Here is a 24,920-nt window from a genome sequence, read left to right on the forward strand (position 1 = left end):
TCACAACGGGTTGCAGCGACTTCCCTTCACAGTTGCCGGGACACCGCGGCGACCGCCTCGCGCAGGGCCTCCAGTCGCGCCGGGGAGGCCAGGCCTCCGTGGTAGAGGTGGAACTCCTCGACCCCGGCGTCGAGGTAGGCGAGCCACTCCTTCGACAACGCCGCACCGTCGGCGGGCTTCGGCGGCAGCCCCAGCACGTACGCGGCGATCCGCGTGTCCGGCGCGACCTCGCGCAGCGCCTCGATGCCGGGCACGGCGACCTCCGGGCCGGGCCAGCACATCGTCGTCAGGACGTCGACGTCCGCGTCGACGCCACCGGCCACCGTCGCGAACGGCCCGGTGCCCCAAGGGTCCGCCGTCACGTGCATGCCGACGCGAACCGACGGCGCGGCGGCGCGGATCTCGCCGACGAGCTTCTGCCGCAACGACCGCACCACTCCGGTGCGGACGGCCTGAACGTCCTCCGCGAGCGCACCCAGCGCTTCCTCGACACCGGGTGCGCCGCGATCGACCCCGGCCCGGACCGCTTCGCGCAGGGCGTCCGGGTCGGCGTACAGGGCGGTGCAGGCAGAGCAGAAGCACAGGGACAACAGCTTCTGCTGCACCGCGTTCCAGTCCGTGCCGTCGGTCTTCTCGTGGTGGCCGCCGTGGAAGAACCCCAGCGGCCCGCACGCCTCCAGGATGATCCCGTCCGGCGCACCGAGCTCCAGCACCTCGGACACCAGCACGGACGCGTACTCGACGACGTCGGGCTGCGTGGTGCACAGCGCGTACGGGTAGCGATCGCCGAAAGCGTTCACCACCGTGACGTCCGGGTGCAGGTCGCCCAGCCGCGAGTTGTGCGTCAGCACGGTCCACGCGTACACGGGCATTCCGGCCGCGCGAACCAGGGCCGCCGCGGCGCCGAACGAGTCCGGACCGTCCATCCAGGACGGTTCGGCGGGCACCAGCCGGCCGTAGTTCGACGCGCGCACCGGCAGGTAGAACGCCGCGTGCCGCGCGTCCACGAGGCGGTGCGACGGGTGGAGCGGCGTCGCGGCCCGCACGGTGTGGTAGGACGCGGCGACGGCGATCGCGTCGACTCCGAGGTCCTGGTACCGCGTGACGGCGTCAGGGTCTCCGATCAGGTCCCACGGGTAGGCGTGGACAACCGACTTCACCACCGGGGACGCTTCCTCTCGTAGCTCGGGTCGAACTTCTGCATGTAGCCCGTGTCGTCGCGAGCCGTGATGCCGCACCGGACGTAGTTCTCCGCCAGGCGCGCCAGTGCGTCGCGGTCCAGCGAGACACCCAGGCCCGGAGTCGTGGGCACCGGCACCGCACCATCCACGAAGGACAGCACGCCGGGCTCGACGACCTCGTCGGCCGCGTTCCACGGGTAGTGCGTGTCGCAGGCGTAGTTCAGGTTCGGCGTCGCCGCCGCCAGGTGCGTCATCGCGGCCAGCGAGATGCCGAGGTGCGAGTTCGAGTGCATCGACAGGCCGATGCCGAACGTCTGGCAGATCATCCCCAGCTGGCGCGACCGCTGCAGGCCGCCCCAGTAGTGGTGGTCGGACAGCAGCACCTGCACGGCGTCCTGCTCCACGGATGGCTTGAGGTGCTCGAACGCGACAACGCACATGTTCGTGGCCAACGGCATCGGCGCCTTCGCGGCCACCTCCGCCATGCCGGCGATCTCGGGTGCCGGGTCCTCCAGGTACTCCAGCACGCCGTCGAGCTCGGCGGCGACCTCCAGCGACGTCGCCGGCGACCAGGCCGCGTTCGGGTCGAGCCGGAGCGGGTGGTCCGGGAACGCCTCGCGCAGCGCGCGGATCGCCTCGACCTCCTGCTCCGGCGGGAAGACACCGCCTTTGAGCTTGATCGACCCGAACCCGTACCGGGAGATCATCTTCCGCGCCTGGGCGACGATGCCGGCGGGGTCGACGGCCTCGCCCCACTCGTCCGGCTCGGCGCCGGGGTGCCCGTCCCACTTGTAGAACAGGTAGGCGGAGTAGGGCACCGCGTCGCGGACGGCGCCGCCGAGCAGGTCGCTCACCGGACGCCCCAGCGCCTTGCCCTGGATGTCCAGGCACGCGACCTCGAACGGCGAGTAGACGCGGTCGACGGTGCTCTCCGCGGTGATCTTCCCGGTCAGGCCGTGCTTGTCCGGGCCCGCCTGGCCGCCGAGCCGAGCGGCCACACGCGCGTGCATCTCGTTCAGCGCGAAGACGTCGAGGCCGATCAGGGAGTCCACAACGGACCGCGAACGCTCCAGGTGCCCGAGGTCGCCGTAGGTCTCCCCCAGCCCCGAGACGCCCTCGTCGGTGTACACCTCGACGATCGTGCGCAGCGCCCACGGCTCGTGCACGCCGACCGAGTTCAGCAGCGGCGGGTCCCGGAACGCGATCGGTGTCAGGACGATCTCGGTGATCTTCATTCCGAACGTCCTCTCAGCTCAGCAGGGCCTTGCCCGCGGCGATGATCTTGTCGAGCGCGGCGACGTGCTCCTCCAGCGGGTCGACGAGCGGCGGGCGCACACCGCCGACCTCGAGGCCGTTGGCGCGCACCGCGGCCTTCACCAGGGCGACCGCGTAGCCGGGCACCTTGTCGCGCAGTTCGACCAGCGGCTTGTAGAACTCGAAGAGGAAGCGGTTCACGAGCTCGGTGTCGCCGGACTGCACGGCGTTGTAGAAGCCGATCGAGATCTCCGGCGCGAAGCAGAACACCGCCGACGAGTAGAGCTCGACGCCGATGGCCCGGTACGCGAGCTGGGTCATCTCGGCGGTCGGCAGGCCGTTGAAGAACTGGAACGGCTTGTCGACGTTGGCACGCACCGACAGCACGATCCGCTGCATCAGGTCGAGGTCGCCGAGGCCGTCCTTGAAGCCCACGACGTTCGGGATCCGCGCGACCTCGACGGCCGTGTCCGGCGTGAACCGCGCGTTGTTGCGCTGGTACACGATGATCGGCAGCTCCGTGGCGCCCGCGACCTCGGCCACGTACCGCACGAGACCGGCGGCCGGGTTGGTCACCAGGTACGGCGGCAGCAGCAGGATGCCCTGGGCTCCGGCGCGTTCCGCCGCCTTCACGAACTCCTTGGTCGCCGCGACCGACCCACCGGCGCCGGCGAACACCGGCACCTTAACCGCGGTCGCCTGGACCGCGACCGCGACCGCGCGTTCGAACTCCTCCAGTCCCAGCGCGTGGAACTCGCCGGTGCCGCAGGCGGCGAACACCGCGCCCGGCCCGGCGGACACACCGTGCTTGACATGTTCGGCGAGCACGTCGTAAGCGATGTTGCCCACGCTGTCGAACGGGGTCACCGGAAAGAACAGCACACCATCGAGTTGCATAACCAGACTCATCCCTTGATCGCTCCGGTGGTGATCCCACGCAGGAAGGACTTCTGCAGCGCCAGGTACACGACCAGGCTCGGCACCAGCGCCAGCAACGCACCGGCCAGCACGATGCCCGTCCCGACCATGTCGTCGGAGCGGAGCGCGAGCAGTGCGACCGTGAGCGTGTAATCGGAGGGGTCGGCGGCGACGATCAGGGGGAGCAGGTACTGCTCCCAGATCATGTTGATGCCGAACACGGCGATGACGCCGAGGGCGGGTTTGCACAGCGGAAGGATGATCTGCGCGAAGAGGCGCAGCTCCCGCGCACCGTCCACTTTGGCCACTTCCCCCAGTTCCGCGGGGATCTCCCTCATGAACTCCGTCATGACGAAGATGGAGAACCCCCACGCCCCCAGCGGAAGGATGACACCGAGCAGGGTGCCCTTGAGACTCACGTGCACCAGCGGGAGGTCGCCGATCACCAGCGACAGGGGGATAGCGATGACCTCCTCCGGCAACATCATCGTGGCGAGGATGACCAGCAGTGCGATGGCCTGACCGCGGAACTTCTTGCGCGCCAACGCGTAGGCGGCGAGGGCGCTCAGGACGATCCGGATGCCCCTGCTGAGCCACGCGTCCGTGCGGGTGGACCAGCCGATGGCGCTGTCGAAGCGGCTCGAGTTGATGCTCATCGCGCCTCCCTCCGCGGCGGTACCACTGCACGCTGACCGTCAAAACCAAGGTAACCAGGAACAACAGCACGGAACCAGCGGAGGCGAGCCCGGCTTCGGACTGTTCGAACGCCGTGGTGTAGACGCGCGTCATCCACACGTCGGTCGATCCTGCCGGTCCGCCGCCGGTGAGGACGTAGACCTCGGCGAAGACGCGCAGGCCGCGGATGGCGGCGAGCGTCAGCAGGATGGTGGTGACGGGCCGCAGCGCGGGCAGCGTGACGTTCCAGATCCGTTGCGGCGTCGTGGCCCCGTCGATGGCGGCGGCCTCGTACTGCCGTCGGTCGATGCCGGCGAGCCCGGCGAGGATCAGCACCATGTCGTACGGCGCATGCTTCCAGATGCCGACGAATATCACCGACACCAGCGAGGTGTCCGTGTTGTGGATGTACTCCCAAGGCCCGAGGCCGACCCACGAGATGAGTTCGTTGAGGAAGCCTTCGGGCGCCGGGTAGAACACGAGCCGCCACGACGGGCAGGAACACCGCGGACCGGACGAACCACAGCGACTTGGCGTGCCCTTCCAGCAGCAGCGCCAGGAAGAAGCCGGCGACCATCGCGCCGGCGGTCAGGAACTTCTCGTCCCGCAGGATCGTCGCGTAGTTCTCGAAGCCGACGAAGATGTCGCCGAGGAACGGCCGGACCTCGTAGAGCGAGAGCCGGATGCCCTCGGCCATCGGGATGAACTTGAAGACCAGGAAGATCAGCGCGGCGGGGAGCAGGAACAGCCACGGGACCCGGACGCCCCCTCCTGGGGTGGCTCCCGTGAGGCGGCGCCGGCGGCGCCGCCTCACGGGGTGGGTTTCGACGGCACCGCCGCCACTAGCCGTCGAGCCCACGTCTCGGGTGTCGCCGGGTGACTGGACTGCGGTCACTTCGACGCCTTCTGGTTTTCGAGTTCCTTCTCGAGCGCGTCCGCCAGCGACCTCAGCTCGGCCGCGGAATCGGCGGGGCACTTCGCGAAGAGGGAGTTCAGGGTCTCCGAGGTCTTCTGCCGGAACGGCGCGAAGTTCGGGACGCTGGGGAACGGCCGCGCCTCGCTCCGGTAGACGCCCGCCACGGTGGCCCAGCGCGGGTCGTTGTAGGTCGCGTCGACGTCGACGGTCTTGTTGACGGGCAGGCGCACCACGGGCTGCGGGTCGCCCTTCATGCCGGCCTGCTGCGCCTCGGCGGTGATCAGGTACTCGGCGAGCTTCTTCTGGTCGGCGGTCTTCGCGGAACCGGCCATCCGGTAGATGTTCTCGCCCTCACCGAGCACCGCGGCGCCGGCCGGGCCGCGCGGGGACGCGATGACCTCGTACCTGTCCTCGCCGACCGACTTGTCGAAGCGGCCGATCATGTAGGGGCCGGTGAGGTAGATGCCGCTCTTGCCCGACTCGAACAGCGGGTGCGCGTCGTTCGTGCCGAGGGTCAGCGAGCCGGGCTGCACGACCTTCTCCTCGCAGAAGAGCTTGCGCAGCCGTTCGACCGCCTTGGTCGACTCCGGGGAGTCGACGCCGACGCGGAACTTGCCGTCGCCCTCCTCCTCGAGGATGTCGCCGCCGCCCTGCCAGATGTAGCTGGACGCCCACCACGCGAGGTAGCCGCGGTCGGTCGTTCCGGGTACGAGCATGCCGTAGGTGTCGTTCTGCCCGTTGCCGTCGGGATCGTCGCGGGTGAAGGCCTTCGCCAGGTCGTCGAGCTCCTCCCACGTCGTGGGGACCGGCTTGCCGAGCTTCTCGCGCCAGTCCTTGCGGATCAGCGTGACCAGCGCCTGGGTGGAGCAGGGGATGGCGTAGAACTTGCCGTCGGCGCCCTTCCCGTTGCCCCACGCGCGGTCGACGATGTCGGCGCCACCCGCCACGTCCTCGCGCTTGACCTCGGTCGTCCAGCTCTGCTTGACGAAGTCGCCGAGCGAGCCGGTGTCGGTGATGACCACGTCGGGGAGGTCCTGGGACGCGGCGCGCTGCTGCACCTGCTTGTCGAAGTCGTTGAAGATCGGCTTGTAGTCGACCCGCACACCGGTCTTCTCGGTGAACGACTCGAAGATCTTCTCGTAGACCTCGGCCGTCGCCTCCGTCGAGCGGGTCCACACCTCGAGGGGCTTGTTCGGGTCCTCGGCCGACGACACCGTGCTGCCACACCCCGCGAGCAGGGCGGCCACGCTGAGCGTGGCGATGGTGGCGGCTGTTCTGCGGCGCATCGTCGGAACCCTTCGTGTTCAGATATATGAACCGGGGTCGTACTTGTGAACCTGATGCAGGACTGTAAGAATCAGCAGAGCAACGTGTCAAGGGCAAGTTGCTTAACTGTTTCGAGGAGGTCAGGTGGCGTCGCCGATCGACAGGGGCACGGCTCGTCCAGGCGCGGTGAAGTCCGCTGACCGCACTGTGGAACTGCTCGAGGTGCTGTCCGCGTCAGACCGCAGACTGACGCTCACGGAGCTGCACCGCGAGCTCAGCTATCCCAAGTCCAGCCTCTACATGCTGTTGCAGACGCTCGTCGCACGCGGCTGGGTGGAGGTCGACTCGGACAGGGGCACGTACGGCATCGGCGTTCGCGCGCTGCTCGTCGGTACGTCCTACCTGGACCACGACCCGGTCGTGCGGGCGGCGATCCGCGTGATGGAGCAGGTCCGCCAGGAGATCAACGAGACCGTGCACCTCGCCCGTTTGGACGGCGCGGACGTCGTCTACCTCGCGAGCCGCGAGTCCGAGCACCACCTGCGCGTCGTCTCGCGCGTCGGCCGCCGGCTCCCCGCACACTCGACGTCGCTCGGCAAGGCCGTGCTTTCGACGCGCACGCCGGAGGAGGTCGACGTCATCCTCCCCGACGAGCTGGCGCCGCTGACCCCGAACACCGTGACCGATCGGGCAGCGCTGCACGAGCAGCTCGCCGGGTTCCGCAACGTCGGCTACGCCCACGAACGCGAGGAGAACACGCCCGGGCTGGGCTGTTTCGCGGTGGCGCTGCCCTACCGCAACCCCGTGCTGGACGCGATGAGCTGCTCCGTCCCGCTGGGCAGGCTGACGCCCGAGCACGAGAAGCAGGTCATCTCCGCGCTGCTCGCCGCCGCCAGGACCATCACCGAGCTCCTCCGCCAGTTCGGTCGCTGAGCCTTTGACGGAACACCCGAACAAGACGGAAGGGTCCAACCCGTGACCGCACGCATCCTGATCACCGGCGCCGGTGGCGAGGTGGGCACGCTCATGCGTACCCGCCTCGCGGCCGAGGGCCGTGTCCTGCGGCTGCTGGACATCGCGGATCTCCCCACGGCCACCGACGGCGAGAACGTGGAGCTCGTCCAGGCGTCGGTGACCGACATGGCCGCGATGGAGGCCGCGTCGAAGGACGTCGACGCGGTGATCCACCTCGGCGGCCACAGCCTCGAGGAGTCGTGGGACAAGATCCTGCGGGTCAACGTCGACGGCACGCACACGGTGCTGGAAGCCGCGCGGCGTGCCGGTGTGCGCCGCGTCGTCCTCGCCAGCTCGAACCACGCCGTCGGCTTCGTCGAGCGCGCTCAGGGCGTGGCCGGCGACTACGCGTTCCCCCGCCCGGACACCTACTACGGAGTGTCCAAAGTGGCGATGGAGGCGTTGGGGTCGCTGTACGCCGACCGTTACGGCATGGACGTGATCGCGATCCGCATCGGTTCGTGCTTCGAGAAGCCGAAGGACGTGCGGATGCTGTCGACGTGGATGTCGCCGGACGACGGCGCGCGGCTGTTCGAGGCGTGCCTCTCCGCTCCGTCGCCGGGGTTCCGCGTCGTGTGGGGTGTCTCGGACAACAAGCGCGGCTGGTTCTCGCTGGACGAAGCCCGCGCGCTGGGGTACGACCCGAAGGACGACTCGGAACGGTACGCGGCCGAGGTGCTGCAGGAGCACGGTGAGCTGAACCCCTCGTCGCCCGCGGCGAGGTACGTGGGCGGGGCCTGGTGCGGCCCCGATTTCGACACGGCAGTCAAGGAGGCAGGGCGTTGAGCCACGGCGTGCAGGGATACAACCCGCGGACCGGTGAGCCGTTCGGTGAACCGGTGGCGAAGACCCCCGACAGCGAGGTGGATCGAATCGCCTCGGCCGCCGCTGTGGCGTTCTCGGCGTGGTCGGTCGTTGCGGCGGCAGACCGGGCCGTGGTGCTGGAGAAGGTCGCGGACGCGCTGGACGCCGAGTCGTCGCTGCTGGTCTCGACCGCCGACAGCGAGACGGCGCTCGGGACGCCGCGGCTGACGACCGAGCTCAAGCGCACGACGAACCAGCTGCGGCTGTTCGCCGAGGTGCTGCGCGAGGGCAGCTACGTCGAGGCCACTTTGGACTCGCCGAACCCGGACATCATCCCGCCGCGCCCGGTGCTGCGGCGCGTTCTGCGTCCACTCGGGACGGTCGCGGTGTTCTCCGCCTCGAACTTCCCGTTCGCGTTCTCGGTGGCCGGTGGCGACACGGCGTCCGCCCTCGCATCCGGGTGCTCCGTCGTGGTGAAGGCGCATTCGGCCCACCCGTCGACCTCGCGCGAGACCGCCAGGGTCGTCGTGGACGCCCTGCGCGAAGCCGGTGCGCCCGAGGGCGTGTTCGGCATCGTCCACGGCACCGAGGCGGGTGTCGCGCTGGTGAAGCACTCCGCGGTGCGCGCCGTCGGCTTCACCGGCTCGACCGGGGGCGGCCGGGCGTTGTTCGACCTGGCGCAGGGCCGGCCGGACCCGATCCCGTTCTACGGCGAGCTGGGCAGCGTGAACCCGACGGTGATCCTGCCGGGCGCGGCGACCCCGGACATCGCGGAGGGATTCGCGCAGTCGCTGACGATGGGCGTCGGGCAGTTCTGCACGAACCCGGGCCTGGTCTTCGCACCCGAGTCGCTCGTGCCCGCGCTGGGCGAGGCGGTCGCGGCGACTTCGGGCGGCGCGATGCTCAACGAGCGGATGTGCGACTCCTACAAGGCGGGCACGGACGCCCTGGCCGCGTCGGACCTCGTGTCCGTGGTGTCGACCGGAACGCGCCCGGACGAGGCGTGGGCGGTGGCGCCGCTGCTCTTCGCGACGCCGGTGGAGGTGTTCGAGCAGAACCTCGAGAAGCTGACCGAGGAGCACTTCGGCCCGGCGGCGCTGATCGTCACGTACTCCTCTCCCTCCGAGCTCCACTCGGTGCTGGCGAAGCTGCCGGGAACGCTCACCGGCACGGTGCACGCCGCCGAGTCGGACCACGCGGAGGCCGGTGAGATCGCCGAGGTCCTGCGCCGCGTGGCGGGCCGGCTGATCTTCAACGCCTGGCCGACCGGTGTCGCGGTGGCGTGGGGCCAGCACCACGGCGGCCCGTGGCCCGCGACGACGAACCCGCTGCACACGTCGGTCGGCGCCACGTCGATCCGCCGCTGGATCGCCCCGGTGACGTACCAGTCGTGGCCGGACGCGCTGCTGCCAGCGGAGCTGAAGGACGCGAACCCGCTCGGAATCCCGCGCCGGGTGGACGGTGTGCTGGGCGTGCACTGAGCTGTGGGACGAACGGGGCCGCCGACGCACGGTCGGCGGCCCCGCTTTCTTCGATCGTTCCCGTCTTGCTTTCAGCCGCTCTGCATCTTCTCGGCGATTGCCCTCGCGCACTCGACGGCCTCGGCGTGAGCGGTGTCGACCTCGATGTCGTAGGTCAGCCCGCGGTGGACCACGTCGGCCTGCGCCTCGGCCATCCCGGCGACCCGATCACCCCTGGCGAGCTCCCGGCCGGCGGCGACGTCGGCGTCACACCGCACCCCGACCCACAGCACGTCGAGCCCGTCCAGCGCCTTCTCCCAGCGCGACCGCGACTCGGTCCCGCCGAGGAACACGTCGTCCACGATCACTCGCGCCCCAGCGCGCACCATCGCGGCGACCCCGGTCATCCACGCGTCCTCGAGCACCTGGAACTCGGCCCCGACGCTGACCTCACCATCACCCGCGAGCCCGATCCCCTCCGACCCGAGCCGCAGCCGCGCGGGCATCACGTCGATCAACGTGTCGACCCCGACCGCCAGCCACGCCTCCGGCAACACGGCCTGCAGGCACCTCGCGATCCCCGACTTCCCCGAGCTGGACCCGCCGTTGAGGACGATCACCTGAGCACTCGACGCCACGCTCCGTCCGTACCCAGCCGACCCGCCGCCCAAGCCCTCATCATTCGCCATACACCCCTTAGCAATGGGTCTTTTGCGGACGACGTCAAAGACCCATTGCTAAGGCGCTGTTCAACGCCCTTCCACAACTGATATATCGGTGTCCTGACCCAATCGCATGCAAAGAACGTTTGCGGACGAAGTCAAAAGACTCATTGCAAAGGTGCGTCAGGCGCGGGCCGCGCCTGCTCGTCGTTCCTCCCGCAGCTCCCGCTGGTACCCGAGGAAGTCGACCTCCAGCGTGTGCCGTTCGGACTTCACGTATCGGCGCCGCAGTCCCTCCCGGTAGGAGGTGATCTCCGCCTTCATCTCCGGCACCGGTGGCAGCGCGGCCCGGCCGGTGATCAGGTCGGCGATCCACTCGGCCTGGGCCTCGGCGAGCGGCATGATCGCCCCCAGCGGCTGGATCAGCCCGAGGAAGTACAGCCCCGGATGTCCCGGGTCGACGACCCGCCGGTACAGCGACACGTCGTTGTCCGCGGACGAGACGGCGGAGAACTCGGCGGCGGGCAGGAACGGGAAGTCGACCTTGTAGCCGGTGCAGTAGACGATCACGTCGACGTCCTCGCGGGAGCCGTCGGCGAACACGACCCCGGAGCCGTCCAGCCGCTCGAGGTTCGGCTTCACGGTGATGTCGCCGTGCCCGAGCCTGGTCAGCAGGTCGTCGGTCACGGTCGGATGTGCGGCGAGGATGCCGTGCGACGGCTCGGGCAGACCGTAGTCGGAGAGCTTGCCCCGCGCCAGCCGCAGCATCACCTTCAGCGACAGCGCCTGCAGCCAGGAGGGCGCGAACCGGGCGAGCGGCGAGGTCGTCAGGTGGTCGGTCGGCATGCCGAACAGGTACTTGGGCATGATGTGCGCGCCGCGGCGCATCGCGAGGAACGTCCGCGCGGAGACGCGCGAGGACTCGACAGCGATGTCGCAGGCCGAGTTGCCGATACCGAGGACCAGCACCTTCTTGTCGGCGAAGCGCTCCGGCGTCTTGTAGAAGTGCGCGTGCATCTCCTCGCCGTCGAAGGTGCCGGGGAACGCGGGCTCCGGCATCCGCGGCGACCAGTGGTGCCCGCTCGCGACGATCACCGACCGGTAGGTGGCGGTGGCCTCCTCCCCCGTGTCTCGGTCGCGCGTCGTCACCGAGTACCCGCCCGGCGCGACGGCGACGGACGTGACCTCGGTGCGGAACCGGATGCGGTCGCGGAACCCGTGGTGCTGCACGAAGTCGTCGAAGTACTCGGCGATCTGGAAGTGCGAGGGGTACGCCGGCAGGTGCGGCGGCATCGGGAACGACTTGAACTCCATCATCTGCCGCGAGGTGTTGATGTGGAGCGAGCGGTAGGCCGACGACATGCCGTTGTCGTTGAGGTAGCGCCAGTTGCCACCGATGTCGGACCCGGTCTCGAAGCAGTCGAACTCGATCCCGCGGGCACCGAGGACCTGACATGCGGCGATGCCGGACGAACCAGCCCCGATGACGCACACGCGTTCCATGGGACTGAAGTATTTTCACGTTCATTGCGCCTGTCAACGACCAGGCCACGAACAGTGAGCCGGCGACCGATCACCAGCACGAACAAGCACCGGCCCGCGGAGTGGAACGGGGTGTACCCGGCTACTCCGGACCCATACGTTGTGGCGCATGCGAAATCTTCTCGTGGCAGTCACGTCGGTGTTGGCGTTCGCGGTCTCGACGGGCACGGCGGCGGGAGCGCCGCTGCCGTCCCCGGAGATCTTCGCGTCGAACAACACCGCGATCATCACCGATCCCGCCGACCCGCGACTGGAGGACAGGTTGATCCGGTTCGACCGCGAGGTCCGGGGGATCGTGCGGGCGAACGGTGGCGTCACCACTCGCTCCACGCTGCTCGACGGCGTGTTCTGGTCGAGCGACCTGCAGCAGACGACGTTCGAGCGCTCCCGCAAGTTCGACGTCACGCTGAACGAGGAAAGTCTCCGCCACACCGCCTCGACCATCGCCAAGCGGTTCGGCCAGGAGTCGGTGCTCACGTTCCGGTTCCTGCACGCCAACTCGCCGGAGGTCGACGCCGTCCAGGTCGAGGTCGAGGGCATCACCGCTCGGCAGGTTCGCGAGGGACTGCTGCAGGACGCGGTCGCGCGCGAGAAGCTCGGCGGCGGCAGCGTCACGTTGCAGGACAGGGCGATTCTCATCGCCGGCGTCGACGACCTGCCGACCGTGCGGGCGTTCATCACCAAGATCGGCGGGGACGTCTCCAGGGCGAAGGTGCGCAAGGGCACCTGGGAGTTCGTGGGCGCCGAGGCGGAAACTCTTTTGTGGAACGGGCAAAAGGCCGCCTAACCTCGATGTCATGGCAGCAACGTTGGTCCGCGGCCAGAACGTGGACATCCGCATGTGGACTCGACCGGACGAGGTCGAGGAGTTCGCCATGCGACAGCTCCAGAACATCTCCTCGCTGCCGTGGGCGTTCAAGCACGTCGCGGTCATGCCCGACGTGCACTACGGCAAGGGCGCCACGGTGGGTTCGGTGATCGCGCTGCGCGACGCCGTCTCCCCCGCGGCCGTCGGCGTGGACATCGGCTGTGGCATGGCCGCCGTGCGCACCTCGCTCACGGCCAGTGACCTGCCGGAGACGCTGCGCGGTCTGCGGTCGCGCATGGAGGCCGTGGTTCCCGTCGGGTTCGGTCAGCACAAGGCGACCGCCTTCACCGAGAGGGACGCGTCCGACTGGGGAACGTTCTGGAGGAAGTTCGACGACCTGACGCCCGCCGTGAAGGCGCGCGCCGACAAGGCGATGCACCAGATGGGCACGCTCGGCGGCGGCAACCACTTCCTCGAGGTCTGCCTGGACGAGGACCAGCGGGTGTGGGTCATGCTGCACTCCGGGTCGCGCGGGATCGGCAACGAGCTGGCGCAGCACCACATCTCGGTGGCGCGCACGCTCGCGCACAACTCCGAGCTGCCGGACCCGGACCTCGCCGTGTTCCTCTCGGGAACGCCGGAGATGGCGGCGTACCGCCACGACCTGTACTGGGCCCAGGACTACGCGCGACGCAACCGTGCGGTCATGCTGCGCCTGGTCTGCGACGTGCTGCGCGCCGACTTCCCGCACGTCGTGTTCGAGGAGCCGATCTCCTGCCACCACAACTACGTCAGCGAGGAAAACCACTTCGGTGAGGACGTCCTGGTGACGCGCAAGGGCGCGATCCGGGCGGGACGGGGCGAGCTGGGCATCATCCCGGGCTCCATGGGCACCGGCTCGTACATCGTGCGCGGGCTCGGGAACCCGGAGTCGTTCGAGTCGGCGTCACACGGTGCCGGGCGGAAGATGTCGCGCAACAAGGCCCGCAAGACGTTCACCGCGCAGGATCTCGCCGAGCAGACAAGTGGTGTCGAGTGCCGCAAGGACTCCGGCGTCGTGGACGAGATCCCGGGCGCCTACAAGGACATCGACACCGTGATGGCGAACCAGGCCGACCTCGTCGAGGTGGTCGCGAAGCTCAAGCAGGTGGTTTGCATCAAGGGGTGATGTTTCCCTTGTGAGTGAACCGGAAAGCCTCCAGGACAGCCAGAGAGTTTGCCTGTCTTGGAGGTTTTTCCATGTCAACGGGCGCCATCATCGGCGTGGCGGTCGCGATTGTCGCGGCATTGGTGATCCTCGCTCTTGTGCTGAGGCCCGCCATGCAGCGCAAGAAGCTGCGCGACCGCTTCGGCCCTGAGTACGACCGCGTGGTCGAGCACAGCGACAACAGATCGGCCGCGGAGAAGGAGCTCGCCGAGCGGGAACAACGCCACAGCGAGTTCGACCTGAAGCCGCTTTCCCCCACGGCGCAGGAGAGTTACCGCCGGCACTGGGCCGACGTGCAGGCCAAGTTCGTCGATTCGCCGGAGAGCGCGATCGCGGACGCGGACCGGCTCGTGACCGATCTGATGGCGGAGCGCGGTTATCCCACGGAGGGTTACGAGGCGCAGCTGAGCGTTCTGTCCGTTGAACACGCGCGGACGCTCGAGCACTACCGCAAGGCGCACGACATCTCCGAACGCCAGGAGATCGGGGAGGCGAGCACCGAGGACCTGCGGACCGCGATGGTCCACTACCGCGAGCTGTTCACCGACCTGCTCGAACGCGGCGCCGAGCCGCACACGGACCGGGAAGCCGCGCGGAAGGAGAAGACCGATGTCTGAGGCCCCCACCCACTCCGCTGGAGTTCCCACCCCCGCCCGGCCGCAGCAGGCCGAGCGCACCCCGCAGGGTGAGCGCGCAGCGCAGGTGGAGCGACACGTCGAGGAGCGCGTCACGCACACCGACCGCATGCCGCAGCAGACTCAGCGCCACGACCAGCAGCGCCGGGAAGACGTGCGCACCGACCAGGCCCGTGGCGACCAGACGCGCACCGAGCAGACCCGCGCCGAGCAGACGCACGGCGAGCACGCGGGTTCCGAGCAGCCGCGTCTTGAACAGCAGCGCGCCGAGCACCACCGCACTGAACAGCCGCGATCCGGGCAGCAGCCGGTCGGCAGGCTCGAGGACGAGTGGCAGGCGGTGCAGTACGAGTTCGTCGACGACCCGAAGGCGGCCGTCCACAAGGCCGACCAGCTCGTGACGCGGGCGCTCGAGGAGCTCACCACGCGGCACCGTTCCCTCACCCAGCAACTCGAGGGAAACCGTGATCCGCAGACCGAGGACCTGCGACTGGCTCTCCACCGTTATCGGGAATTGTTCAGGTCACTGGTCTCCGTCAAGTAAGTGCTCTTGGAAGCCCCGGCGCCGTGGCCGTAACAGGTGGCGGCGCCGGCAGGCATGTCCAGAAGTCTCACGACTGGCGAACCACGCCCGGATCAGCTGGGCAGTTCGCGGATTTCCATCTCCAGCACGTCGATCTCGTCGCTGATCGCCTCGTCGAGCATGTCGTCCAGCAGCTTGCGGCACTCCTCCGAGCCGCACCGCGGCAGTCCCGCGCCGAACCTCGGCACCTGCTCCCACCACACCGCCGGGTTGTTCCAGAACGACCCGGACCCCTGGTCGACACCTTCAAGGCAGCGCAGTCCCCGGTCGGTGGCCGGAAGCCCCCGCACGAACTCGATGAACAGAGCGAGTGCGTCGGGATTGCTCACCGGAACCGCGCCGTAGCCGCGCAGGCAGTCCTCGAGTTCTGCGAGGAACTCCGCCTTGAAGGACACGGCACACCCCCCGCTCCTCCGCGCCTTCGCGGACGTCCTGAAGTTCGTGAGAACAACAGTACCTCCGCGACTTGAGCGGGGAACGAGTGCGAACGGGCGGTATCTTCCTGAGCCCGCACGGGTTTCCGGTGACCCGCAGTCACTTCTCCGAGCCGCCGGACGTGCATTCCGGCGCGGTGCGCGGCGCTGTCAGCCGCCCGGACGCGCCGGGTGGGTCACGCAAAGTGCGCGGCTTGTGCAACGCCCCGAAATCACGAAACCGTTGGGGTCCGAAAGGAATGCCGCTGTGCATTCCGTTGACGGCGAAGAGAGCACGCCAGTTCCATTGTGGACGAATGCTTCAGCGGTCCGCGTGGAGCCTCGCGACGAAGCTGAACCGATCACCCCGGTACAGCGACCGGGCGCGTTCGATCGGGTGACCGCCGACGTCGTAGGAGACGCGGTGCAGCAACAACATCGGCAGCGCGGGGTTCGTGCCGATCAGCAGCGCCTCCCGGGGTGTGGCGAGCACCGTCTCGACACGTTCCTCTGCTTCGGCGAACCGCACACCGAGCCGTTCGGTGAGGCACGCGTAGAGCGAGCCGGCGGGGTCGAGCTTCTCCGGCAGGTCCGGGAAACGCCCCAGACTCAGATAAGTCGACTCGAGGCCGATGCGCTCGTCGTCGGCGAGCAGAACGCGTTCCAGGTGCACGACCGGGTCGCCGGGGTCGAGAGCGAGGTCGCGGGCCAGCCCCTCGTCGGCGCCGAGCTCCTCGACCGTGATCACGGTGCGGTTCGGCTCGACGCCCTGACGGCGCATGCCCTCGGTGTAGCTGACCAGGGACAGCGGCTGGACGAGCTTCGGCGGCGCGACGAACGTGCCGCTGCCCTGGCGCCGGATCAGCTTGCCTTCGAGCACCAGCTCGCTGACGGCCTGGCGCAGCGTGACGCGCGAGACGGAGAACCGTTCGGCGAGCTCGCGTTCGGACGGCAGGACGGTGCCTTCGCCGAGGGTCTCGACGAGGTCGAACAGCTCGGCCTTGACCGCGTAATAGCGCGGGACTCGGCCGTGTTCTGGGATGCCCGCGCGAACGGGTCGATCAGCACGGTGCGGCGGGACGCGGTTCACGTGGCGTGAGCCTACGTGACTCCCCGTGCGATCAGGACGACAGCTTCGGCGGGTCGGGGATCTTGTAGCCGGAAGATCCGATGTTGACCTCGAGCGACTTGCGCCAGGCACCGGTGTCGATCATCTTCTGCAGCGCGGCCTGGACCTTCGCCTTGCTCGTCGGGTCGTCGCGGTGCAGGCCGACGCCGTACTCCTCCTTGCTGAACGGGTCGCCGACGACCCGCAGCAGCTCGGGGTTCTGGGCGGCGTAGCCCGCGAGCAGGACGTCGTCGGTGGTGACGGCGTCGACGTTCTCCGCGAGCAGCGCCGTGACGCAGTCGCTGAACTTCGCGTACTCGACCATCTTCACGTCTTTCGCGAACTGGTCGCGCACGTACTCGGCGGAGGTCGAGCCCGCGGTGGAGCAGAGCCTCAGGCTGGCGTTGAGCGACTTCGGGCCCTCGATGCGGTTCTCGTTCATGCGCACCAGCAGGTCCTGGCCGGCGACGAAGTACGGGCCGACGAAGTCGACGATCTGCTTGCGCTTGTCGGTGATCGAGTAGGTGGAGACGACCATGTCGGCCTCACCGCTGGTCAGGAGCGTCTCCCGGTTGCCGGGCTGCGCCTCCTTCCAGGTGATGTTCTCCTCTTTGACGCCCAGCTCGCCTGCGATGAACTTGGCGACGTCGATGTCGAAACCGCGGTAGCTGCCGTCGAGCCTGCGCACCGACAGTCCCGGCTGGTCGTACGACACGGCGATGACCATGCGGTCGCTCGAGCCGACCTTCCCTGCCATCGTGGACGCGTCACCACCCGCGCACGAGGCCAGCAGGAGCACGGCCGCGCTTGTTGTCGCCGCCAGGCGGAGAAGTGCTCTCGGCGTCATTCGTCCCTCTTAGAGCGTTATTCCACGGGCGTGCGCCCGCGCACCAGGGTCGGCGCTGCTGGGCGATGCGGGAAACCTAAGCGGCGGCAGGACGCATGTCCATACCTGGGAGCGAATGAAAACAACGGAATCGTTGCTGTAACAGTTCAGCGCCGAGACTGGCGCGGGTCTAGCGCAGACGCCTCGGACCGGCGTCGTGCAGGGACGGGGGCGGGCCGATCACTATGCGGGCACTGCTGACGAAAGCCCCTGCGGCAGAAGCAAGAACGGGCTCGAGCTTCAGCGACCGCACCTCCGGAAGGTCCTCGGCCAACGCGGCCAAACGGAGTACCAGTTCCTGAAGTGCTTTCAGGTCCGCTGGTTCGTCGCCGCGATACCCGGTGAGCAGAGGCGCGGCCTTGGGTGCGGCAACGAGTTCCGCGGCGTCGGTGTCCGTGAGGGGTACCGCCCGGTAGGCCCGGTCGCCGAGAAGGTCGCTGACCAGACCCGACAGTCCGAACCAGACCAGCGTGCCGAAGCTCGGGTCGTCCTGGAGGCCGAGGACGCAGCTGACTCCCTTGGGCGCCATGCGTTGCACGTACACGCCCGGCTTGCCGGAGAGCGCCGCGAGGTCGTGGTAGGCGGCCCTGACCGACTCGCGCTGGGCGATGTCGAGCCGGACGCCGACGAGGTCGGTGCGGTGGCGCAACCGCTCGCTGGTCGCCTTCATCGCCACGGGGTAGCCGAGTTCGTCCGCCACCTCCACGGCTTCCTCCTCGCTGGAGGCGATGCGGAACGGGACGACGTCGATGCCGTAGCACTCCAGCAGTGCGACGGCCTTGTGGTCGTCGAGCCGGACCTCGGACGCCGGAGAGTCCACAATGGACCTCGCCCGTTCGGTGTCGATGCCCTCCGGCCGGACGAAGGTGCCCTGCGGGGCAGCGCGCCAGCGGGCGTAGCGGACCGTGCGTGCCAGCGCGAGCACGGCGCGTTCGGGACTGGCGTAGCTCGGGATGGAGCCCTTGCCGGGCATCTTCAGCTCGTCGGGGATGCCCTCGACCGCGAGGAACGTGGAGACGATCGGTTTCGTGCTGGGCGCGGCCTCCTTGAGGGCGCGGGCGTAGGCGGCGCCGGGGACCGCGATCGGGGGCACGAAGACGACGACGAGCGCGTCGGTGTCCGGACGGTCCAGGGCCTCCTTCACGGCCTTGGCGAACTCCTCCGGCGTGGCCTGGGCACCGACGTCGACGGGGTCGCCCGCGAGGTCGAGGTCCTGGGCGAGCAGCGTGTCGGCGGCCAGCAGGCCGATCGCGGTGGAGTTGCCGACGACGGCGACGCGCTTGCCCGCGGGCAGCGGCTGGTGGGCCAGCAGGAGCGCGGTGTCGAAGAGCTGCGCCAGCGAGTCGACCCTGATCACGCCGGCCTGCTCGAACAGGGCCTGGACGCTCGCCTCGTCGACCTTCGCGTCCGTGGCGGCGAGGCCGGGCACGACGGCGTGGCGGCCGGACTTCACCGCGACGATGGGCTTGGTGCGGCCGAGCCTGCGCGCGAGCCTCGCGAACTTGCGCGGGTTGCCGAACGACTCCAGGTAGAGCAGGACGACGTCGGTGGCCGGATCGGTCTCCCAGTACTGCAGCAGGTCGTTGCCGGAGACGTCGGCGCGGTTGCCCGCCGAGACGAACGTGGACAGGCCGAGGCCCCAACCGGCGGCGTTGGCGAGGATGGCCGTGCCGAGGGCACCGGATTGGCAGAAGAAGCCCGCGCGGCCCCGCGACGGCAGCTGCGGGGCGAGGCTCGCGTTGAGACGGACTTTCGGGTCGAGGTTGAGCACACCCAGTGCGTTCGGACCGACGACGCGCATGCCGTGCGCTCTCGCCTCCGCCGCGAGCCTGCGTTCGGCAGACAGACCGTCAGGTCCCGTCTCGCCGTAGCCGGAGCTGACGACGACAAGTGCCTTCACGCCCTTGGCCAGGCAGCCGTCCATGACCTCGTCGACGCTGGCCGCAGGGACGGCGACGACGGCGAGGTCGACGTCGTCGGGGATGTCGAGCACGGTCGGATAGGCCCGTACGCCTCGCACCGCGCGATGCTCGGCGTTGACGGGGTAGACGGGACCGTTGAAGTCGGCTTCGAGGAGGTTCTTGAGGACCGCGTGCCCGATCTTGGTGGGATCCGTCGAGGCGCCGATGACGGCGACGCTGCGCGGGTGCAGCAGGTTGTGCACGCTGCGGGCCTCGGCGGCCTGTTCGCGGGCCCTGGCGACGGCGACGGACTCGTCGGTGGGGTCGATCGCGAACTCCAGGTGCAGCACCCCCTCCTCGAACGCCCTGCTGACCTGGTAGCCGGCATCGCGGAACACCCGGACCATCTGCCCGTTCTCGGCGAGCACCTCAGCCTCGAACCGCGTGAGCCCGACCTCCCTGGCCGCGGCGGCGAGGTGTTCGAGCAGGATGCTGCCGAGCCCGCGCCCCTGGTGCCCGTCCTGCACGACGAACGCCACCTCGGCGCTGTCGCCGTGGTGTAGCCGGTCGAAGCGGCCGACGGCGACGATGTCGTCGCCCAGCAACGCGATGAGCGCCACGCGGTCGTGGTGGTCGACGGTGCTGAACCGCTCGAGGTCGCGCCGCGGGATCCGCGGGTAGGGCCCGAAGTAGCGGAAGTACCGCGTCCGCTCGGACAGCCGGCCGTGGAACTCCCGGAGCTCCTCGGCGTCGGCCGGCGTGATCGGCCGCAGGTGGACGGTGCCGCCGTCGCTGAGGACGACGTCCGCCTCCCAGCGCCGCGGGAAGTCGAACGGGTCCCTGGCCGCGTCGTCGGTGCTGTCTTTCGGAACGTCGTTGGAGACGCCCGTCGGGACGTCCTTCGGCACGTTGTCCGGCACTTGTGTCAGTCCCTGGGGTCGTCGGGGTCAAGCCCATGCAACGGGAACACCGCACGGCGCGTGTCGCGGATCGCCTTGTCTACCGGCTGCTCCGCGTCGCCGCCCCACGCCTGGTACCCAGGGTCGCATCCATCAGTCATGGACGCAGGCAGAGGCCACTCGGGTGCGATCTGCGTCGCATGCGCGACCCACTCCGCCGGCAACGGCCGGTTCGGGTCGACGTCGCGGTCCAGCACCGTCGCCAGCAGATGCGTCCACGACCGCGGCACCACCCTGAGCAGCTCGTACCCACCACCGCCGAGCGCGAGCCACTTGTACCCGTGCTCGTTCACGATGTCGCGGAACGCCTGGTAGATCGCCCGGTGCCCGTCCACGCTCAGCGACAGGTCCGCGAGCGGGTCCTCCCTGTGCGTGTCGACCCCGCACTGCGTGACCAGCACCTGCGGCCGGAACGCCTTCAGCAGCGCGGGCACCGTCGCGTGGAACGCCCGCAGCCACGCGCCGTCGCGCGTGCCGGCGGGCAGCGGCACGTTGACCGCGCTCCCCTCGGCGCCGGCGCCGCCTACCTCGCCGGCCCACCCGGTCCCCGGCCACAGGCTCATCGGATGCTGGTGCAACGACACCGTCAGCACCCGCGGGTCGTCCCAGAACGCCGTCTGCACCCCGTCTCCGTGGTGCACGTCGACGTCGACGTACGCGATGCGCTCCACTCCGCTGCGCAGCAACCACTCGATGGCCACCGCGCAGTCGTTGTAGACGCAGAACCCGGCCGCGTTGTCCGGCATCGCGTGGTGCAGGCCGCCGGCGATGTTGACCGCCCGGTCCGCCTCCCCCGACGCGATGGCCCGGGCCGCCACCAGCGATCCGCCGACGACCAGCGCCGATGCCTCGTGCATCCGCTCGAACACGGGGTTGTCCGCCGTCCCCAGCCCGTGCCCGACGTCCCACCCCGCCGTCGGCGCCGCCTGCACCGCGCTCAGGTAGCCGGGCTTGTGCACGAGCTCGATCTCGTCGTCACCGGCGGGCACCGGCACCCGCAGCTCGACGCCGTCCAGCACTCCGAGTGCGGTCGCGAGCCGGACCGTCAGGTCCAGCCGGACCGGGTTCAGCGGATGGTCGCCACCGAGGTCGTACCCGAGGAAGGACCTGTCCCAGACAACCGCGGCTGGCTTACCCATGTCCAGCAACCTACAGTCGCTCCCCGTCGGCGCACCTCCGGCCACGAACCCGGGACCACCACCCCGGAACCGATCTCACCGAACAGGGGTCAGAGGCGACATGCACCTGCGACCAGCCGCCGTCCTCCTCGCACTGGGCCTGACCCTCGCCACCGCCACGGGCTGCGCGGAACAGGTCCGGGGCTCGGCCTCCCCCGACCCGAAAGCCGTGGAGCAGTCCACCGCGCCCTCCACGACGTCGCGGAAACCGCAGAGAAGTGCCACGCCGTCCAAGCCGACGGCCCCCACGGCCCCGAAGCAGGGCGACGTGAAGATCGGCACCAAGAAGAAGGCGACGGGCCTCGAGACCTGCGGCGTCCTCAAGCCCGCCGACATCGAGGCCGCGACCGGCGGCAAGTCCTCGGCGGACGGCGGTTGCATCCACACCGTCACCAACCCGTCCGCCGTCATCACGCAGCTGGTCACGATCCCCGACGTCGTGGACCAGGAGGGCGAGAAGAAGCAGATCGACATCGGCGGCAACACCGCGTGGCAGGTCGCCGCCTCCAAGGAGGACTGCCAGGTCACCGTCATGCTGACCGACGACCCGGCCGTCATCACCCCAGCTTTTTCCGTGAGCGTCCTGGCGATCGACGACCTGGACACCTGCGGCACGGCCCTCAAGCTCGCCACCGAGGGGTTCAACCGCATCCCCAACGCCTGACCGCTCCACGCCGTCAGGCGACGGCGTGGGCAGCAGTCAGGCAGCAGTCGGCATCAGCCGCCGGTGGCGACCTCCCGGTCCAGCGCACACCAGTTGGACCACGACCCGGCGTACAACGCCGCCGGCTTCCCGGCCGACGTGATCCCCGCGACCTCCAGCGCGAGTACGACGGACGAGGCGGTCACGCCGGACCCGCAGTAGGCACCGACAGCCGCCTCTCCCGTCACCCCGATCTCGGCGAACCGCGCGGCCAGCTCGGCCGCGCCGAGCCACCGCCCGTCCGGACCGACGTGCCCGGTGCTGGGCGCGTTGAGCGCCCCCGGAACGTGCCCGGCCTTCGGGTCCACCGGCTCGGTCTCGCCCCGGTACCGGGGTGCCGCCCGCGCGTCGAGCAGAACACCGTCCCGAGCGAGGGCCGCCGCCCCGTCCGCGTCCAGCACGGGCATCTGCCCCGGCCGCACCACGACGTCTCCGGCCGCCTCGCCGGTCAGGGCCGGCGGCTCCTCCGCGGTCACCGGCAGCCCGGCGGCCTCCCACGCGGCGAACCCGCCGTCCAGCACCGCGACCTCGCCGTACCCGGACCACCGCAGCAACCACCACACCCGCGCGGCGACCGAACCGTCTCCCGCGTCGTACGCGACGACCCGACCGCCCTCGCGCACGCCCGCACGCCGCAGCACCTCCTGCAGCGGTTCCGGATCCGGCAGCGGGTGGCGCCCACCCGCACCGGGCGGGGCGGACAGCTCCATGTCGAGATCCACGTACACCGCACCGGGCACGTGGCTGACCTCGTAGTCTTGGCGTCCGGGTGGTCCGCCGAGACGCCACCGCACGTCCAGCACGACGGTGGCCGGCTGCGCACGCAGCGCGTCGGCGAGGGCCTCAGGAGTGATCAAGGGATGCACGGCTCACATCCTGCACCCGCGCGGACACCTGTGTCCCCCGGCACGACTACCATCGACACCATACGAAGGGGAGCGGGTGTGAACGACCTCATCGACACCACGGAGATGTACCTCCGCACGATCTACGAGCTCGAAGAAGAGGGCGTCGTACCTCTGCGCGCCCGCATCGCCGAGCGTCTCGGCCAAAGTGGACCGACGGTGAGCCAGACCGTCGGCCGCATGGAGCGCGACGGCCTGGTCATCGTGGCGGAGGACCGCCACCTCGAGCTCACCGAGCAGGGCCGCAACCTCGCGATCGCCGTCATGCGCAAGCATCGGCTCGCCGAGCGCCTCCTCGTGGACATCATCGGGCTCGAGTGGGAGCACGTGCACAGCGAGGCGTGCCGCTGGGAGCACGTGATGAGCGAAGCGGTCGAACGCAAGCTCGTCAAGCTGCTCGGCAACCCGACCACCTCGCCCTACGGCAACCCGATCCCCGGACTCGACAAGCTGGGCGACGGCGAGCCGGCCCCGCCCGCCGAGGCGGACCTGGTGCGCGTGGACGAGGTGGCCCGCCGCGGCGGTGGCCGCGTCGAGGTGCGCCGCATCGCCGAGCACGTCCAGCTCGACCCGGACCTCATGGCCGAGCTCAAGGAAGCCGGCGTCGTGCCCGGCGGCACCGTGGAGGTCGAGGCGCTCGCCGGCGCCAAGGTCGTCCAGGTGCGCGGCGGCAACGGCAACTCCGCTGAACTCGACCCCGCGGTCGCCCACGCCGTCCTGGTGCTCGCCCGGTGACCCAGTCGACGGCACCGGCGGCGAAGGCGGCCGAGGCGTTCCAGCGCCTGCACGGACGCGCTCCCGAGGGGGTCTGGTCGGCTCCCGGCCGCGTCAACCTCATCGGCGAGCACACCGACTACAACGACGGCTACGTGCTGCCGTTCGCGTTGCCGCACCGCATCGCGGTCGCGGCGTCTCCCCGCGCCGACGGCGTGATGACCGTCAGCACGATGGGCGACGACGGTGGGTTGCAGGAGGCGGACCCGGTCGTGGTGGCCGACCTAGCCCCCGGCACCGTCAAGGGGTGGCCCGCGTACCCCGGCGGAGTCGCCTGGGCCCTGCGGGAGCAGGGGATCGCCGTCACCGGAGGAGCCGACCTCGTCATCGCGGGCGACGTGCCCGCCGGCGCCGGACTCTCGTCCTCCCACGCCCTGGAGTGCGCCGTCGCGCTCGCCCTGCTCGGCCTCGCCGGTGTCGACGCCGAGCGGCCGGACATCGCGCGCTGGGTGCAGCGCTCCGAGAACGACTTCGTGGGCGCGCCGACCGGCATCCTCGACCAGACCGCATCGCTGTGCTGCATCGAAGCGCACGCCCTGTTTTACGACGTGCGCTCGGGCAAGCCGGAACAGGTCGCGTTCGACGCGGCTGCCAGCGGGCTCGAGGTCCTGGTCATCGACACGCGCGCGAGCCATGCGCTCGTCGACGGCGGCTACGGCGCCAGGCGGGCCGGCTGCGAGCGCGCCGCTGAAATCCTCGGCGTTCCCGCTCTGCGCGACGTCGACATCGCCGAGCTCGACCAGACGCTCGTCCGACTGCCCGAAGATTTGCGTCCGCTGGTGCGGCACGTCGTGACCGAGAACGACAGGGTCCTGCGCAGCGTCGAGCTGCTCCGCGCGGGCGAACTCGCCGACGTCGGACCGCTGCTCTCCGGCTCCCATGCGAGCCTGCGGGACGACTACCGCGTCTCCTGCCTGGAGCTCGACGTCGCCGTCGACTCCGCCATGGCGGCCGGCGCGCTGGGTGCCCGGATGGTCGGCGGCGGTTTCGGTGGCTCGGCCATCGCCCTCGTGCCCGTCGAAAGGCACGACGAGGTCGAGCGGTCCGTGCTCACCGGCTTCGCCTCGCGCTCGCTCACGCGGCCGAGGCTCTTCACGGCGGTTCCGTCCGCGGGCGCGGGCAGGGACCGGTAGCAGAGAACGATCCTGACCAGGAATGCGAGGACTGT

The 24,920-nt window shown here is 69.8% G+C and carries 24 protein-coding genes and 1 pseudogene; 11 read left to right on the top strand and 14 right to left on the bottom strand.

Going from position 1 to position 24,920, the window contains the following annotated elements:
* Nucleotides 1-26: 26 nt before the first annotated feature.
* The 5 genes and pseudogenes from BLQ91_RS31170 to BLQ91_RS43870 form a co-directional block, all read right to left on the bottom strand.
* Nucleotides 27-1,160 carry a hypothetical protein gene (locus BLQ91_RS31170; protein WP_245733932.1) on the bottom strand — a complete coding sequence of 378 codons (1,134 nt, stop codon included), beginning with the start codon at nt 1,158-1,160 and terminating at the stop codon, nt 27-29.
* Nucleotides 1,157-2,416, bottom strand: a complete 1,260-nt coding sequence (locus BLQ91_RS31175; RefSeq protein ID WP_090102669.1) for a glucarate dehydratase family protein — start codon at nt 2,414-2,416, stop codon at nt 1,157-1,159. Before BLQ91_RS31175 ends, BLQ91_RS31170 begins: the two co-directional genes overlap by 4 nt.
* Before the next feature lie 13 nt (nt 2,417-2,429).
* Nucleotides 2,430-3,332: a 5-dehydro-4-deoxyglucarate dehydratase gene (locus tag BLQ91_RS31180; RefSeq protein WP_090102817.1), complete on the bottom strand. Its 903-nt coding sequence runs from the start codon at nt 3,330-3,332 to the stop codon at nt 2,430-2,432.
* A gap of 8 nt (nt 3,333-3,340) precedes the next feature.
* The gene (locus tag BLQ91_RS31185; protein ID WP_090102671.1) at nt 3,341-4,009 is read right to left on the bottom strand and encodes a carbohydrate ABC transporter permease; all 669 of its coding nucleotides are present in this window, start codon (nt 4,007-4,009) and stop codon (nt 3,341-3,343) included.
* A gap of 28 nt (nt 4,010-4,037) precedes the next feature.
* Nucleotides 4,038-4,508, bottom strand: a pseudogene (locus tag BLQ91_RS43870) (carbohydrate ABC transporter permease); the annotation flags it as partial.
* Between the two features lie 55 nt (nt 4,509-4,563).
* Between BLQ91_RS43870 and BLQ91_RS42235 the strand changes: the two are divergent.
* Nucleotides 4,564-4,908: a hypothetical protein gene (locus tag BLQ91_RS42235; protein WP_218130468.1), complete on the top strand. Its 345-nt coding sequence runs from the start codon at nt 4,564-4,566 to the stop codon at nt 4,906-4,908.
* Nucleotides 4,909-4,919: 11 nt separating this feature from the next.
* On the opposite strand, the gene BLQ91_RS31195 is transcribed toward BLQ91_RS42235, so the two are convergent.
* Nucleotides 4,920-6,230 (bottom strand): sugar ABC transporter substrate-binding protein, encoded by a 1,311-nt coding sequence (locus tag BLQ91_RS31195; RefSeq protein WP_090102673.1) that lies wholly within the window; start codon nt 6,228-6,230, stop codon nt 4,920-4,922.
* 124 nt (nt 6,231-6,354) lie between these two features.
* On the opposite strand from BLQ91_RS31195, the gene BLQ91_RS31200 reads away from it, so the two are divergent.
* The 3 genes from BLQ91_RS31200 to BLQ91_RS31210 are packed head-to-tail and all read left to right on the top strand — an operon-like array spanning nt 6,355 to nt 9,509.
* Nucleotides 6,355-7,143, top strand: coding sequence for an IclR family transcriptional regulator (locus BLQ91_RS31200; protein ID WP_245733933.1), 789 nt, complete (start codon nt 6,355-6,357; stop codon nt 7,141-7,143).
* A gap of 42 nt (nt 7,144-7,185) precedes the next feature.
* Nucleotides 7,186-8,010, top strand: coding sequence for an NAD-dependent epimerase/dehydratase family protein (locus BLQ91_RS31205; RefSeq protein ID WP_090102676.1), 825 nt, complete (start codon nt 7,186-7,188; stop codon nt 8,008-8,010).
* Nucleotides 8,007-9,509 carry an aldehyde dehydrogenase (NADP(+)) gene (locus BLQ91_RS31210; RefSeq protein ID WP_090102677.1) on the top strand — a complete coding sequence of 501 codons (1,503 nt, stop codon included), beginning with the start codon at nt 8,007-8,009 and terminating at the stop codon, nt 9,507-9,509. Before BLQ91_RS31205 ends, BLQ91_RS31210 begins: the two co-directional genes overlap by 4 nt.
* A 71-nt stretch (nt 9,510-9,580) precedes the next feature.
* On the opposite strand, the gene cpt is transcribed toward BLQ91_RS31210, so the two are convergent.
* Together cpt and BLQ91_RS31220 are read right to left on the bottom strand one after the other, a co-directional pair.
* Complete coding sequence (cpt, locus tag BLQ91_RS31215) at nt 9,581-10,126, bottom strand: chloramphenicol phosphotransferase CPT (RefSeq protein WP_245733934.1); 546 nt, start codon at nt 10,124-10,126, stop codon at nt 9,581-9,583.
* Between the two features lie 207 nt (nt 10,127-10,333).
* Complete coding sequence (locus BLQ91_RS31220) at nt 10,334-11,653, bottom strand: NAD(P)-binding domain-containing protein (RefSeq protein WP_090102681.1); 1,320 nt, start codon at nt 11,651-11,653, stop codon at nt 10,334-10,336.
* A 148-nt stretch (nt 11,654-11,801) separates the two neighbouring features.
* Between BLQ91_RS31220 and BLQ91_RS31225 the strand changes: the two genes are divergently transcribed.
* The 4 genes from BLQ91_RS31225 to BLQ91_RS31240 all read left to right on the top strand — a co-directional run bounded on the left by BLQ91_RS31225 (nt 11,802) and on the right by BLQ91_RS31240 (nt 14,886).
* Complete coding sequence (locus BLQ91_RS31225; RefSeq protein WP_090102683.1) at nt 11,802-12,479, top strand: hypothetical protein; 678 nt, start codon at nt 11,802-11,804, stop codon at nt 12,477-12,479.
* Between the two features lie 10 nt (nt 12,480-12,489).
* Nucleotides 12,490-13,668: an RtcB family protein gene (locus tag BLQ91_RS31230; protein WP_090102685.1), complete on the top strand. Its 1,179-nt coding sequence runs from the start codon at nt 12,490-12,492 to the stop codon at nt 13,666-13,668.
* Nucleotides 13,669-13,739: 71 nt separating this feature from the next.
* Nucleotides 13,740-14,324 carry a hypothetical protein gene (locus BLQ91_RS31235; RefSeq protein WP_090102686.1) on the top strand — a complete coding sequence of 195 codons (585 nt, stop codon included), beginning with the start codon at nt 13,740-13,742 and terminating at the stop codon, nt 14,322-14,324.
* Nucleotides 14,317-14,886 (top strand): hypothetical protein, encoded by a 570-nt coding sequence (locus BLQ91_RS31240; protein ID WP_143022900.1) that lies wholly within the window; start codon nt 14,317-14,319, stop codon nt 14,884-14,886. Before BLQ91_RS31235 ends, BLQ91_RS31240 begins: the two co-directional genes overlap by 8 nt.
* 92 nt (nt 14,887-14,978) lie before the next feature.
* Here the strand turns inward: BLQ91_RS31240 and BLQ91_RS31245 are convergent, their stop codons facing one another.
* The 5 genes from BLQ91_RS31245 to BLQ91_RS31265 form a co-directional block, all read right to left on the bottom strand.
* The gene (locus BLQ91_RS31245; protein WP_090102691.1) at nt 14,979-15,320 is read right to left on the bottom strand and encodes a hypothetical protein; all 342 of its coding nucleotides are present in this window, start codon (nt 15,318-15,320) and stop codon (nt 14,979-14,981) included.
* A gap of 340 nt (nt 15,321-15,660) precedes the next feature.
* Entirely contained in the window at nt 15,661-16,428 is a 768-nt protein-coding gene (locus BLQ91_RS31250) for a GntR family transcriptional regulator (protein ID WP_090102693.1), read from the bottom strand.
* Between the two features lie 31 nt (nt 16,429-16,459).
* The gene (locus BLQ91_RS31255) at nt 16,460-17,293 is read right to left on the bottom strand and encodes a glutamate ABC transporter substrate-binding protein (protein ID WP_090102695.1); all 834 of its coding nucleotides are present in this window, start codon (nt 17,291-17,293) and stop codon (nt 16,460-16,462) included.
* Nucleotides 17,294-17,462: 169 nt separating this feature from the next.
* Nucleotides 17,463-20,141, bottom strand: coding sequence for a bifunctional acetate--CoA ligase family protein/GNAT family N-acetyltransferase (locus tag BLQ91_RS31260; protein ID WP_090102821.1), 2,679 nt, complete (start codon nt 20,139-20,141; stop codon nt 17,463-17,465).
* 17 nt (nt 20,142-20,158) lie between these two features.
* Complete coding sequence (locus tag BLQ91_RS31265) at nt 20,159-21,331, bottom strand: acetoin utilization protein AcuC (protein WP_090102696.1); 1,173 nt, start codon at nt 21,329-21,331, stop codon at nt 20,159-20,161.
* 100 nt (nt 21,332-21,431) lie between these two features.
* On the opposite strand from BLQ91_RS31265, the gene BLQ91_RS31270 reads away from it, so the two are divergent.
* A complete protein-coding gene (locus BLQ91_RS31270; protein WP_090102697.1) occupies nt 21,432-22,034 on the top strand; it encodes a hypothetical protein in 603 nt (200 codons plus the stop codon).
* A gap of 53 nt (nt 22,035-22,087) precedes the next feature.
* Here BLQ91_RS31270 and BLQ91_RS31275 read toward each other — a convergent pair whose 3' ends face one another.
* A complete protein-coding gene (locus BLQ91_RS31275; protein ID WP_090102698.1) occupies nt 22,088-22,939 on the bottom strand; it encodes a sulfurtransferase in 852 nt (283 codons plus the stop codon).
* Nucleotides 22,940-23,017: 78 nt separating this feature from the next.
* Here BLQ91_RS31275 and BLQ91_RS31280 point away from each other — a divergent pair, with 78 nt between their 5' ends.
* Nucleotides 23,018-23,713: an iron-dependent transcriptional repressor DtxR gene (locus BLQ91_RS31280; protein ID WP_090102699.1), complete on the top strand. Its 696-nt coding sequence runs from the start codon at nt 23,018-23,020 to the stop codon at nt 23,711-23,713.
* Nucleotides 23,710-24,885: a galactokinase gene (gene galK, locus BLQ91_RS31285; RefSeq protein WP_090102700.1), complete on the top strand. Its 1,176-nt coding sequence runs from the start codon at nt 23,710-23,712 to the stop codon at nt 24,883-24,885. The genes BLQ91_RS31280 and galK overlap by 4 nt, the downstream gene beginning before the upstream one ends.
* The last annotated feature ends 35 nt before the right edge of the window (nt 24,886-24,920 follow it).

The sequence above is a fragment of the Lentzea jiangxiensis genome (genome assembly GCF_900104175.1).
GTDB lineage: Bacteria > Actinomycetota > Actinomycetes > Mycobacteriales > Pseudonocardiaceae > Lentzea > Lentzea jiangxiensis.

Coding starts and splice junctions, on each gene's coding strand:
- BLQ91_RS31255 (WP_090102695.1), bottom strand. CDS start 17,293: ATGACGCCGAGAGCACTTCTCCGCCTGGCGGCGACAACAAGCGCGGCC.
- BLQ91_RS31235 (WP_090102686.1), top strand. CDS start 13,740: ATGTCAACGGGCGCCATCATCGGCGTGGCGGTCGCGATTGTCGCGGCA.
- BLQ91_RS31265 (WP_090102696.1), bottom strand. CDS start 21,331: ATGGGTAAGCCAGCCGCGGTTGTCTGGGACAGGTCCTTCCTCGGGTAC.
- BLQ91_RS31185 (WP_090102671.1), bottom strand. CDS start 4,009: ATGAGCATCAACTCGAGCCGCTTCGACAGCGCCATCGGCTGGTCCACC.
- BLQ91_RS31175 (WP_090102669.1), bottom strand. CDS start 2,416: ATGAAGATCACCGAGATCGTCCTGACACCGATCGCGTTCCGGGACCCG.
- BLQ91_RS31240 (WP_143022900.1), top strand. CDS start 14,317: ATGTCTGAGGCCCCCACCCACTCCGCTGGAGTTCCCACCCCCGCCCGG.
- BLQ91_RS31220 (WP_090102681.1), bottom strand. CDS start 11,653: ATGGAACGCGTGTGCGTCATCGGGGCTGGTTCGTCCGGCATCGCCGCA.
- BLQ91_RS31225 (WP_090102683.1), top strand. CDS start 11,802: ATGCGAAATCTTCTCGTGGCAGTCACGTCGGTGTTGGCGTTCGCGGTC.
- BLQ91_RS31230 (WP_090102685.1), top strand. CDS start 12,490: ATGGCAGCAACGTTGGTCCGCGGCCAGAACGTGGACATCCGCATGTGG.
- BLQ91_RS31195 (WP_090102673.1), bottom strand. CDS start 6,230: ATGCGCCGCAGAACAGCCGCCACCATCGCCACGCTCAGCGTGGCCGCC.
- BLQ91_RS31270 (WP_090102697.1), top strand. CDS start 21,432: ATGCACCTGCGACCAGCCGCCGTCCTCCTCGCACTGGGCCTGACCCTC.
- BLQ91_RS31180 (WP_090102817.1), bottom strand. CDS start 3,332: ATGCAACTCGATGGTGTGCTGTTCTTTCCGGTGACCCCGTTCGACAGC.